Consider the following 12,611-nt stretch of genomic DNA (forward strand, 5'->3'; position numbering starts at 1 on the left):
ACCGTCCGAATTCCTCTCGGTCACTCCGCATTTATGAGTTCACAGCCTAACACTAGCTCTGGGCTGGGGTAATTACCCACCCCCTCGCCCCTTCGATGCGGCACGGCGCGTCGTCACTCGCCGTCGATGTCCGGGTACTGGGGGGAGCCTTGCCGATCTTGCTGACGATCCTCGAGTAATTGGCATCGGGCTGCGCCTGCCCTGTTCCAATAACTTCAGCGCGGAAGCGCCACTCGTCACGGTAGTCGTACAAGAAGGTCATTGCCGAGCCCACCTTCTGGAAGGCTGTGCTGACGCGCGTGCCCTTCACACTGCGAGAGCCGCTCCCCTCTATGTCGGCGAAGAGTTCGCAGGGGCGAGTCGAACGTAAGCGATGTCGCGACGGCACCTTTCGGTGATCAGCGTGAAGGACGATGTTTCGGAGCCTTTGAGGGCTTCGATACATGACCATTTCAGAGCTTACGCTTGATCACGAGCCCGCGCGCCGGTTCGAGGTGTTCACGGGCTCCGGTCGGCGGCGCGAATGGCTGCCGGAGGAGAAGGCGCGGATCGTGGCGGAAAGCTACGAAGCCGGCCCGACCGTCAGCGCGGTGGCGCGGCGATACGCTTTGTCCCCGCAGCAGCTGTTCGCCTGGGGTCGGGCCGCTCGTCAGCCGTTGGCGGAAGCGCCGGCACCGGAATCGTGTTTGTTCCGGCGGTGATTGCAGCGCCGAGGCCTGAACCGGCGGCAAGGCGGCGGCGAAGCAGAAAGCCGCCCGAGACGGTGTGATCGAGCTGGAGATAGACTGCTTGCAGCAGTTTCGCCCGCAGCAACATCTCCCGTGGGATCGACGGCCGGCCCATGCCCGAATAGAGCGCCTCGAAGCGGCCACCCAGACGACCAAGTACTTCATTGCACAACTGCCGGATGATCCAACGGAATGCGCTTCTCTAACGGAACATAGCTGAAAAGGCTCCGGTCCTTCACTACTCGCATCGCAAATCACTCCCGTTGTCAGACGAAAGTGAATCATAAAACAAAGCCAAATGCGACTTTTGCAGCAGCCTGTTAATCGCAACAGGCTCTAGCCAGACGACCAAGCTCGCCGAGGCAATCCGCTATACGCTCTCGCGCTGGGAAGGCCTGACCCGCTTCCTCGACGACGGCCGCATCTAAATCGACTCCAATACAGTCGAGCGCTCCATTAGTCCGATCGCGCTCAATCGGAAGAACGCCCTCTTTGCAGGCTCCGATGGCGGCGCCGAACACTGGGCAGTCGTCGCCTCGCTGATCGAAACCTGCAAACTCAACGGCGTCGAGCCCCTCGGCTATCTCGCCGATGTCCTCACCAGGATCGTCAATGGCCACCCGAACAGCCAGATCGACGACCTTCTGCCCTGGGCCTACATCCCGGCTCCCGAACTCAGGGCCGTGGCCTGAGAACAGCGCTTAAAGTCGAACAGCTTTCCCGTCAGCTTTGAATAGAAGCCGTAGGGGTGTCCAAGTCGAAGCCGAACGCCGCTACGACGGCTTCGGCCAGATCCGCCAGCGTGCTCGAACTCGACACCTCGATGCGACAAAACCGTGCCCGAAGAGAGGCTCGGAAGATCAGGTCGCGGGCTCAGTCATGGCGGATTTCAGGCGCTGACGGTTTGAAGGATGATTTTGAAGGGGTTCGTGCCTGGCGCGAGACGAGCTGCAAATTCCGACGATTTGCCGGACGGCATTCCGATCAAAGACCGGACGCGGTCCGGTTTCACTGGAATACGCAAAGAGCCCTCCTCCGATAGTGACAAGCTATGACAGCGTGGGGTTTAATTTAGGTTGGCCACAAAACGCAATGTCTAGACGAAGGGTGCCGCCCTCGCCTCAACGCATGGTGTGCATGGCACCTAAGGCGTTGGTGGAAGTGCAAAGCGCTGACACGCGCGCGGTCCACAATACGTTGCTCGGCTGGCGTCAGCCTCACGCCTGGTAGTCACGGCCGAAGATAGAAGTGCTCAAACTTTGTTCGATCTGCGCCACGCGCCGAGATCGTCGATTTTGAGGCATTAAGTTTTGAGGCCGCTTGTCGAAAGCTGCCTTGTCCCACGACCGCCAGGACGAAGCCAACGTTTCGAAAATCTAGCGACAAATCCGGCAATTTCCTCCTTTGGTCTGACCTGGAACTGCTCGTGATTGAGCGGAAGGAGGCGTCGTCGCGACGGCATCTCGCATCTCGGGAAGGAAGGCCGACGGGCAACGGGGGGTTCGCCGCCCACTATCTGTCTGCGCCGCAATGCAGCTAGGATGACACGTGGTGATAGGTGATAGCGCCGATCTTTCGTTTCGCTGCCACGGCGAAGGCCGCCCCTACTGTCAAAACGCCAACCACCCATTCGCGACAGTCACGAGCGGCCGAAAGGCTTCTGGTTGCAATGGGCCGCTACCGGTTCGGCTTACGACTACTGAATATTCCCCAGTAGGGTGGTCATGGCAGCGGTCAGAGCGCTGGCATAGCTATCGCGATCCTTCACCTCGAATAGGAAACGATTTGACGCGGCATCGGCGTCCGTCCACGTCGTGACCCCATTCGCATCGCATTTGATGTTGACCGGACGGAAGCCGAAAACCGTATCGCCTTCGTTGGACCCTGCGATAATCTTGCCCACCTTATCCACAGCTTGGGACACCATGTGGAAGAAGCCCGCCGTGGACCACATGTGGCGATAGTCCCGGATAGTGTAAGAGCTCAGTACATCGCTCTGCGGCGCAAGCAGCGGTTGTAGGTAGCGCGCGTCTGTTCGCGCCTCGAGGGAGTAGGTGAAGTAGCTTTGCAGGACGGGCGACAACTTCGGTAGAACATCGCTCTGTTTGAAACGATAGTAAGTCCCGAACCGCTTGACCTGCCCATCGAGGAAATTGTCCGACATCGCGTCCTCGAAGCATGGCATCCAGTAGATCGGGCACGGGATGTCGAATGTTGCGGCGTAAGCGGCTGCATTAAGCACAACATTGTACTCTGTACGTCCCTGCTTCGCCACATCGGGATGGCCCGTGCCCGCGTTAAGGTAGATCCCGGCACATTTGTTATGGAAAAGATCTGGATCAAGCGCGGCCGCGACGGCGAGATCGCGGCAGGAGCCGACGATGCTGATGTAGGCCGGCCCATCGCTGTCGCGGAGATACTTGAGAAGGAATTCGGCGCCGGCGCGGTCGCGCCTGGGAAGGGCAGCAAGCGACGCCCGGTCGTGCGTGTAAGGCCTGGAGGAGCCGACTGCCACGTGGGTCGGCAACCCGGTGAGGTAGCTTAGCTGCGCAATGCCGGTGACGTCCGGACTGCGGCCTGGATATCGATCGGGCGGAAAGTCGACCAGTATGCCGCCCAGCTCGAGTTGGCCGGATGCGGCAAGAGCATAGACGCAAGCAAGATCCCAGTGATCATCAGGATCGAGATAGGGGCGAAACAGGTCGGTCTGGTGAAGCAGTCTTATGGGCATGCGAATCCTCGAGATTATTCTTTGACGCTCGACATCGCGACCGAGTCGGTGAAGAAGCAGGGATACGCTAATCGAATTCTTGCAAGAATGCAATAATCTAATATTGCTAACCACCTAAGCCCGTGCTAGCAATGAATCGGCTTAAGGAGGCCTCATGGTCAGCGCGGTAGAACTCCACTTGATATTCAGCTCGCCGATCACGTCGGCAAACCGACGGTGCGCGGAGCGTGCATCGAACAAGGTTTCCGCTATGTCCTTTTCCCGCCAGGCCGTGCTCTGTTTAGGTGCAGTTTAGGTGCAGTTGACATGAAGCCGCTAATCACGCGCACGTTCGAGTTCGAAGACAGCGTTCGAGCGTTTGAAATCGCCGCATCCGCCCCAAAAGGCGAAGTGAAGATGCAGATTGCTTTGCCGCAATAGAGGGATGCCAGTTGGCTCAAGTTACCGTCAGGAATATCGTCAAGCGCTATGGAAGCGTACAGGTCATTCATGGTGTGAATGTCGACATTGCCGATGGCGAGTTCGTCATCCTTGTCGGCCCGTCGGGATGTGGCAAATCCACCCTGCTGCGCATGATCGCCGGTCTTGAACCGATATCGGGCGGTGAGATCAGCATTGGCGGCCGGGTGGTGAACGATGTTCTGCCGAAAGACCGCGACATAGCGATGGTGTTCCAGAACTATGCGCTCTATCCGCACAAGAACGTCGCCGACAACATGGGCTTTTCACTCAAGATCAAGGGCAGGCCGAAGGCCGAGATCGACGCCAAGGTGAAGAAGGCGGCCGAAATCCTCGATCTGGGCAAGCTGCTTGACCGATTTCCCAAACAGCTATCGGGCGGACAGCGCCAGCGTGTGGCCATGGGACGCGCCATTGTGCGCGACCCGGAAGTCTTCCTGTTCGATGAGCCTCTATCGAATCTCGACGCCCAACTGCGTGTCGCGATGCGTGTCGAGATCAAGGAACTGCATCAGCGCCTGGGCACGACGATCGTCTATGTCACCCATGACCAGATCGAGGCGATGACCATGGCCGACAAGATCGTGGTGATGCGGGACGGCAAGGTGGAACAGGTCGGCGCACCTCTCGATCTCTATGACAATCCGGGGAATGTTTTCGTCGCCGGCTTCATCGGCTCGCCAGCCATGAACTTCATCAAGGGCAGGATCGACTCCAAAGATGGCGAACAAATTTTCGTTTCTGATACTGGATCCGTGCTGCCCGCTCGCGGGGTTAAAGCGCAGGGTGGTCAGCCTGTTGTCTACGGCATACGTCCTGAGCATATCGATATCGCGCCTGACGGCTTGGCGGCAACGGTTTCTGTGCTGGAGCCGACCGGCTCGGAGACCCTGGTTTTCGCCAAACTCGGCGAAGACGCCATAGACGCCATCGTCAGGGAAAGGCTTACGGTCCGGCCTAGTGAAGAGGTGAGACTGAGGATCGATCCGCGCCGCGTCCACATCTTTGACAGGCAAAGCGGCGCACGCCTGTGACAAATGCGCACAAGAGAGATAGGCAGTTGACCATTGGGAGACATCTTCCTGGCAATGACCGCCTCGCTGCCGTAGGCGGCGCTGCAGGTATTCAATCTACAGGCAAGGGCACGCTGAGCGAACAGGCTCACGTGGCAGGCGAGAGCAATTTGTTGCCCGATCCGCTTAACCCTCGCGATCCATGCAACCCCGGCGGACCGTTCGTCCCGGGAGACACTTGGCACACGCCGCCCTGGAGCCGCTGGACCTACCAGCACATCAGTGAGATGAGGTTGACGGCCCAGATATGGCGCGGACCGGGGCCAGCGTATCCATTGCTTGAGTCGCCTCGGCCGCTCGGGGACATCGTTGTCAAGTTCGATGACGGCGCGCGGTCGGTCGACGATTACCTCGCGCGGAGTTTTACAGACGGGTTTCTAGTGCTACATCGCGGCCGGATCGTCTTCGAGCGTTACTTAAACGGTTTTAGGCCGCACAAGCAGCATCTGTTGATGTCGACGACGAAATCGTTCATTGGAATACTTGTCGGCATTTTGGTCGACAAAGGTCTGCTCGATCTTCAGAAGCTGGTCACGCACTACCTGCCCGAGTTGGAGGTGACCGCCTACAAGGGGGCAACGGTGCAGCACCTCCTGGATATGGCAAGTGGCGTCGTCTACGACGATGACTATGACCCCTTTTGGAAGGATTCCGTCCTGTCTCAGCCGAGAGGGCCGCGGACAATGTGGGAATTGGCCCTCTCGTTGAAGGAAGCAGAGCGGCCACACGGTGCCTTGTTCAAATATAAGTCCATGGATACGGACGTGGTGGGCTTCATCCTGCAGCGGGTGTCGGGGATGTATCTGGCCGACCTGATAAGCCAAGAGCTATGGGTACCGATGGGAGCCGAACAGGACGCCTATATCACTGTCGATAAGAGTGGCTTCGGCCTGGCCGAAGGCGGCTTGTGCGTTACGCTTCGTGACTTGGGGCGGTTTGCGCTACTGGTGCTCGATCAAGGCGCCAGAGGACGGCACCAGATCATACCACCCGCCTGGATCGATGAATTGTGGAAAGGTAGAGGTGCGCCTCTTGAAAGTGCTCTACGAAGGGGAACGATCCGATCTTATCACAATTTTTGGTGGATCGATCGCGACAATCGCGCTCTTTGGACGAGTGGTTGGGGCGGGCAGATATCGTATGTAGAACCCGACGCTGAGTTCGCTGCGGTTAAGCTGTCCCATTGGCCCGGGGACAACGGCGAACAATACCAGTTCGACTTGCGAACGGCAGTGCTTGCAATCCGTTCTGCGGTGAGTGGGAGTTGATACTCCAGCCGTAGTTCGTGAAGTGACGTCGTTCCCACGAAGGAACTATATGGGACCATTGACGGATGCGGCGCGTGCGGCTGGCCGATCTGGACGCAAGCGAGGTTGCTGCTCCTCAGTCAATGCCGAACATGATCGCAGCGCATGAGATCCAGGAAAGCCTCAAGGGATCGGAGATGTCATCGCCGTTTCGTCCAGCCTTGCCCAAACGGCGGCGATAGTTCAGCATGACGTCGACTTAGTCCTTGGGCGATCACACCACTTCCGGCCAGCGGTAAACAGGAACAACCTAGGCTCCTCACTTTGCCACATGTCTCGTGATGCCACGTAATACCCCCGCTGATGAAAGCCTGACTGGCATCGACAACCTCTTCTGAGCCGCCGTCCGGTAGGCCGCGTTGCGAGCACCGTAGCCGTGATAGCCCCCGCGACGTTCGATCACTTCGAAGAAAAACCCGTCGCCGAATGGACGCGAATAAAGCTGCAGGTAGCTGCCGCCCCGAGCGTCTTCATCATAGAAGATGTTAGCTGTAGCCAGCTGCGCCACGAACTCGGGTGCTAGGTCGAATTCCGCTTCGATCTCGGCGTAATAACCGTCTGGAACAGGTAGGCTCTCGAAGCCATTCCTGCCTAAACGTACGGCGGTTGATAGAATATCGTCGCTGGAGAATGCCAGGTGCTGCACAGATGACCCGTAGCTGTCCGAAACGAAGCGACCGGCGAAGGTGTGGTGGGTGTCTACACCGTTCAAAGTAAATCGGACCGCGCCATCGTCCCTTTGCAGCGCACGGGAATGGACGATCCCACCCGGGTCGACCACGCTCACTTCAGCGGCCTTTCCGATCTCGAAAATAGCTGTGTAGAGCAAAGTCCAGGTCAGAAGTTCCTCCTGCTTCATCACCTGTGCCACGTGATCGATACGGCCAAGGCCGACAGGGCATGCCTGCGGATCAGGCGAAAGGGGCCGGAATTCGGTCTCCCAGACCGCAGAAAGCTCTGACTTGCGATCGAGGAAATGCAGCACGGATCCGCCGACCCCGCGCACTGCCGGGATGGCTAGTTCGCCCGCAGCGCGGGCCTCAGTGAAGTCATTGGCGCCGAAGGCCCTTGCCCGCACGGCGGTTGCGGCGGCATCCTCGACCATCAGGCCGATGTCGCACACACTGGTGCCGTGCATCACATAGGCGGAGTGGGCATAGCCGTTCTGTTCAGAATTGATGACGATGTTAATGCCCGCCTGCCGCCAGAGCGACACGGACTTCGAGACATGCCGCGCCACGCGGTCAAATCCCAACTGATGCAACAGCTTGCCCAGGGTTTCGGCTTCGCTCGGCATGGCGGTGAATTCGACAAACTCGACGCCTTCGACCCGGGAGCGCGGGGGGATCGCTGATCGGTCGAGCCAAGCCGTGGGTTCGGCCCGCCCCGCCTGATCGGCCAGGTAGCTCAGCGCGCGATGGGCATCGCGGGCCGTTGCCCTGACACTGCCACGGCTACCGTTGTTCGGGGTTTCAATGCCGCAGGCTCCGGCATAACCGGTCGCTGCGACGGCCCGCAGGAAATCGACCAGAGGCAGGTCGCCTTCGCCGGGCAGGCAGCGGAAGTGATCCGACCTGTATTCGAGGTCCATGGCAATTCCCGGCGCGTCGGCAAGCTGGACGTGAAAAATTCGGTCACCAGGGATGGCGCGGACGCCTTCTGGCGAAAGCCCTCTCGCGAGGATATGGAAACTGTCGAGCACCAACCCGACCGCCGGATGGGCGGCACGGCGCACGACCTCCCAGGCGTCGCGGTAATCCGAGATGTGGCGCCCCCAGGCCCGTGCCTCGTATCCGATGCGCAGCCCACGAGCAGCCGCCCGCACCGCCAATTCGGCGAAATCCGCCGCCATCCGGTCGACCCCGCCCAGAGCCTCGGGATGGGTAGTCGAAGCGATTAGCATGAGGTCGGCACCGAGGTCGGTCATCATGTCGAAACGACGCTCGATCCGGTCGAAAGCCTTGCGGCGAAGCGGTTCAGGCATGCCCTCGAAATCCACGATGGGCACGATCAAATCGATCGTCAGGCCGTGATCGCGGATCATCCGCCCCACCTCGGCCGTGGTGCCGCCGTGGCTGAGAAAATCCTGCTCACTGATCTCGATCCCGTTGAACCCGGCCGAGGCGGCCGCGGTCAGCTTGTCCGCAAAGTCACCATTGATCGACAGGGTGGAGATGCTGCTTCTCATTGCATTACGCTTTCCTGATTCACCGCGGAGTTTGCCGCCCGGCCACGCGGAAAAGTCAGTCAGTTGAGACGTGGCCGGGGTTGCCTTCTGGGGAGTAGATGTCGAGGATGTTCCAATGGCCTGACGTCGGGGTGGGATTGTTGATCATCGCAACGTCGATGACGGTTGGCCGTCCCGAGACGATAGCAGCATCCAGTGCGAGCTTGAACTGCGCCGCCGAGGTGATGCGCACGCCGTCACAGCCATAGGCGCGGGCAACGGCGGCATAATCCGGCATTTGCTCGTCCAAGCTCGCCGCCCGCGGGAAGGTCGTGCCGTAGGTCAGGCCATAACTGGCCATTTGCAAGCCCGCGATGGTGCCATAGGCATTGTTGTTCATGATGATCCAGATCACTGGCGCGTTCTCGGCCACCGCCGTGGCAAGCATGGACGGGTTTTGGCCAAAGCCGCCATCGCCCACTAGGCTGATCACCACCCGCTCGGGCGCGGCAATCTTGGCCCCGACCGCGGCGGAGGGACCGAAGCCCATGGTGGCAAAGCCGCCGGGAATGAGTATCGAGCCCGGGGTGTAAATGTCGAACTGCTGCGCCACACCATTCTTGTTCCAGCCGACATCCGAGGTCAGGATCGCATCGCGCGGCATGGCGGTACGCAGATCAGCGAGGATTCGTTCGGGCATCATTGGGAAGGCGTCGGAGCCCTGCATTTCGGTATTCTGCGCCACAAAGGCGGCGCGCTCGGCAGCGATGCGCTCGGCCAGCGCGGGCGCCTTGCGTCCGTGCGGCAGCATCTCGCGCGCGACGCGGTTAAGCAGCTTCAGCGCGGCTCTAATATCTGCTACTGCGCCGATCTCGGTCGGGTAGTTTCGCCCGATCTCCTGCGGTTCGATGTCGATATGGATCAGTTTCGATCCATCGGCGCCGATATTGAAAGTGTATTCGGGATACCAGCTCGAACAATCTGCCTCCTTGAAGCGGGTACCGAGCGCAAGAATCCAATCGGCCGCGAGAGTCTGTTCGTTCGTGAATTTCATCCCCCAGAAGCCGGTCATGCCCAGAACCAGGGGGTGATCGTCGGGGAGCACACCTTTGCCCATCAGCGAATGGCTGACCGGAATCTGCATGTGATCGACAAAGTCTTTTAACTCCTCATAGGCTTGTGCCAGCGCCACGCCCCCGCCGACATGGATGACGGGCGAGGCTGCATCGGTCAGCCGCGTCACGATCTCGCGCGCGGTTTCATCGTCGATCGAAGGGCGGATCAGGGTTTTCGTGCCGTTCTTCACCCGATCCCACAACGCGACCTTGATCTTAGCCGAGAAGAAATCCATCGGCACATTCACCAGCACCGGCCCAGGCTGGCCACTTTCGGCCAGAAGGAACGCCTTTTCAATGATTTCCGGCAGAAGCTCAGGCGTATCCACCCGCCAAGCCCGCTTCACGAAGGGACGGTAAATTTCATACTGGCTGGCATCTGCATGCAGGTTCACCTCCTGATGCGGATGCTTGCCGTAGTAGTAGCTGGGGACATCGCCCGCGATCAAGACCATAGGAATGCAATCCAGCGCGGCATTGGCAACACCGGTTGCGGCATTGGTCAGACCCGGCGAGAGATGCGACAGCACCACCGAGGCTCGCCCCGTCACGCGCGCATAGCCATCGGCGGCATGGGCCGCGATCTGTTCGTGCCGCACGTTGATGAACCGCAGGTCGGAATTAGCCATGGCCGACAGCACCGCAATATTGGTATGGCCGCACAGGCCAAAGACATGGCGGATGCCGCGAGATTCCAGATAGCGGACCAGTTGATTGGCCACCAGGTCCTTTTCGACTGAAGACGTGTCTTTGCGCATCACATCACCTCGCTATTGTAGAACTCGCCAAACAGCTCCTCGTCCGAGGGGCGGTCTTCGGGGATGGGCCGGGCGACCCAAGTCACGTTCATGTAGTGCTTCAGGCTAACGTTCTCGTTGGTGATATTGCCGCCCCAGATGCCGCAGCCAAGGCTGGAGGTCATCGGCATGCCGTTGGAGAAACTGCCGGCATTTGCCTTGGATTGCGGCTGGCGCACCATGACGCGGCTGACTGGCGCATTGATGGCGTGACGCAGGATATGATCCTCGTTGAAGGAATAGATGCCGCAGCTATGGCCCTTGCCGCCCACCTCATAGATTGCGCGGACCTTCACCATGGCGTCTTCGAAATCCGCCGCCTTGTAGAGCGCCATCACGACGCAAAGCTTTTCGCCCGAAAAAAGGTATTCCTTCCCGATCTCTTCCTGCTCGACGATAAGGAACTTGCGGTCGTCAGGAACGGTGAAGCCCGCGAATTCAGCAATCCGCTGGGCGGCTATGGCCACCGTCTCTACCCGGCGGTGGCCGTCTTCCTTCCAAAGCGCGTTTTGCAACAGCGCCTTTTCCTTGGGCGAACACAGATGGCCGCCCTCGGCGATCAGGGCCGATTTCATCTGGTCATAGACCTTGGCATGGATGACTACATTGCCATCGGCCGAGCACCCCGAGCCGAAGTCGGAGGTCTTGGAAATGCGGGAGTTCATCGCAGCTTCAGCTATATCGGCATCTTCGTCGATGACCATCGTGGCATTGCCCGCACCCACGCCATAGGCCGGCTTGCCCGAAGAATATGCCGCCTGCACCATCGGCTTGCCGCCCGTGGCCATGGTCAGGTCGCATTGCGACATCAGATATTCGGTCATCGGGATCGAGGGGTTCTCAACGCACTGGAAGACATCGGGCGGGCAACCCAGTTTCCGCAGCGTCTCTCGCATCACGCGCACCATCTCGAACGTGGTGCGCTTCGCGCGGGGATGGGGCGAGAATATCACCGCGTCCTTGCATTTGATCGCATAGATGCCGGTTACGGGCGGGGTCAGCTCGGGGTTTGTCGTGGGGATCAGGCTGGCGATAATGCCGGCGGACTTGGCGATCTTGGTCAAGCCCATTTCTGAGTCTTCCTCAATCACGCCAACGGACTTGCTGCGCAGCGCGTCGCGCAGGACGCCGAGGATCTTGAACCGTTTCCCCGCGCGGCCCTCGCGGTCGCCGATGCCGCTTTCATCCACACCCATTTGCGCGATTCGAACGAAGGTCTTTTCGTTTCCGCAGTTCCAGCCAAGCGCGCGGGCCAGACGGTCGACCTCCGGCTGATGGTAATCCTTAATCTCGTCCATCGCATGGCGGGCGCGGGCGATCATCGCGTCGGCTGTCGCGATTTCCTCCGGGGTAATGTCACGAGCCATCTGGGTCTCCTTGATATGAGCGGCCGGCGTCGGGCCGGTTAGTGCGCCTTTGAAGGCGCCACATCGAAAACCGCACGTGCGGCCTCGAGGCAGTTTTTCGCATGTTGTTCCGGGCCTAGTTCCGCCAGGCGGCGGGCATGGGGCAGTTCGATGGAAAGGGGCAAGTCTGGGAAAAGGTAGTTCACTGCCCAGAAGTCGATCGCCCCCTCGCCCGGGTAAAGGCGCGTGTCGCGGGCGGTGCGGATCATCTCTTCACGCGTATAGGCAAGATCTTCGGCATCGCAGACGTGAAGGAAATTGATCCATTCCGTCGGCACCCGTTCGAGGGCTAGAAGAGGCGTCTTGTTGAAATGCATGTACAGCATGTCGACTAGCATCCCCTGATTACGCCGCCCCGTACGCTCGAGGATGTCGATCACCTCATCCAGATTGGTCAGGCGCGAGAAGGCGGGAAATTCAAGGTTCACCGTCAAGCCAAACGGTGCGGCCAGATCGCAGATTTCGGCGAAGGTCTCGACGATGAATTTGCGGTCGTTGCGCACATCCGTCCAGGCCGAGCAGATGACATGCCGCGCTCCGAGGTCCGCCCCCGCTTCGAAGGCCGGCAGGAACTCTTTCGGCTCCAGCCCCCGGAGCACACGCATCAGTTCGATGTCAAAGCACCTCAGCCCGGTTTCGGCCAGGGCGCGTTTGGTTTCGCGGATCATTTGTGGGGCGGTCGGGTCGATGCCCGGCTCGCCCGGTACCCCAAGGTGGAACAGGCGGCAGCTGACATAATCGTAACCCGTGCGGGCGGCGATATAGGTCTGTTCCGGGGGGGTAACGCCGGGGACCGTCAGGTAGGAAAGGGAATAGGCGTGTGCCAAG

8 protein-coding genes and 2 pseudogenes are annotated in these 12,611 nt (G+C 59.7%); 4 read left to right on the forward strand and 6 right to left on the reverse strand.

Annotated elements, in window-relative coordinates; translation table 11 throughout:
• Positions 1-443 precede the first annotated feature (443 nt).
• Positions 444-701, forward strand: a complete 258-nt coding sequence (locus X750_RS1000000167465) for a transposase (protein WP_156932484.1) — start codon at positions 444-446, stop codon at positions 699-701.
• Between the two features lie 79 nt (positions 702-780).
• Here the strand turns inward: X750_RS1000000167465 and X750_RS1000000167265 are convergent.
• Positions 781-976, reverse strand: a pseudogene (locus X750_RS1000000167265) (IS5/IS1182 family transposase); the annotation flags it as partial.
• Positions 977-1,066: 90 nt separating this feature from the next.
• Between X750_RS1000000167265 and X750_RS1000000165365 the strand changes: the two are divergent.
• Positions 1,067-1,420, forward strand: a pseudogene (locus X750_RS1000000165365) (transposase domain-containing protein); the annotation flags it as partial.
• Positions 1,421-2,424: 1,004 nt separating this feature from the next.
• Here the strand turns inward: X750_RS1000000165365 and X750_RS135290 are convergent.
• Positions 2,425-3,459 (reverse strand): hypothetical protein, encoded by a 1,035-nt coding sequence (locus X750_RS135290; protein ID WP_023748937.1) that lies wholly within the window; start codon positions 3,457-3,459, stop codon positions 2,425-2,427.
• A 431-nt stretch (positions 3,460-3,890) separates the two neighbouring features.
• Here X750_RS135290 and ugpC point away from each other — a divergent pair, with 431 nt between their 5' ends.
• Positions 3,891-4,952: a sn-glycerol-3-phosphate ABC transporter ATP-binding protein UgpC gene (gene ugpC, locus X750_RS135285; protein ID WP_031243772.1), complete on the forward strand. Its 1,062-nt coding sequence runs from the start codon at positions 3,891-3,893 to the stop codon at positions 4,950-4,952.
• Positions 4,953-4,978: 26 nt separating this feature from the next.
• Positions 4,979-6,259 carry a serine hydrolase gene (locus X750_RS135280; RefSeq protein WP_245271920.1) on the forward strand — a complete coding sequence of 427 codons (1,281 nt, stop codon included), beginning with the start codon at positions 4,979-4,981 and terminating at the stop codon, positions 6,257-6,259.
• 298 nt (positions 6,260-6,557) lie between these two features.
• Here X750_RS135280 and X750_RS135275 read toward each other — a convergent pair whose 3' ends face one another.
• From X750_RS135275 to X750_RS135260, 4 genes are all read right to left on the reverse strand, one after another.
• A complete protein-coding gene (locus X750_RS135275) occupies positions 6,558-8,486 on the reverse strand; it encodes a sugar phosphate isomerase/epimerase and 4-hydroxyphenylpyruvate domain-containing protein (RefSeq protein WP_023748942.1) in 1,929 nt (642 codons plus the stop codon).
• A gap of 55 nt (positions 8,487-8,541) precedes the next feature.
• Positions 8,542-10,338, reverse strand: a complete 1,797-nt coding sequence (locus tag X750_RS135270; RefSeq protein WP_023748943.1) for a thiamine pyrophosphate-binding protein — start codon at positions 10,336-10,338, stop codon at positions 8,542-8,544.
• Positions 10,338-11,744, reverse strand: a complete 1,407-nt coding sequence (locus X750_RS135265; RefSeq protein WP_031243775.1) for an aldehyde dehydrogenase family protein — start codon at positions 11,742-11,744, stop codon at positions 10,338-10,340. The genes X750_RS135270 and X750_RS135265 overlap by 1 nt, the downstream gene beginning before the upstream one ends.
• A gap of 38 nt (positions 11,745-11,782) precedes the next feature.
• On the reverse strand, positions 11,783-12,611 hold an 829-nt coding region (locus X750_RS135260; protein WP_023748945.1), incomplete at its 5' end, for a sugar phosphate isomerase/epimerase.

This window comes from Mesorhizobium sp. LNJC391B00 (genome assembly GCF_000502535.1).
Taxonomy (GTDB): Bacteria; Pseudomonadota; Alphaproteobacteria; order Rhizobiales; family Rhizobiaceae; genus Mesorhizobium.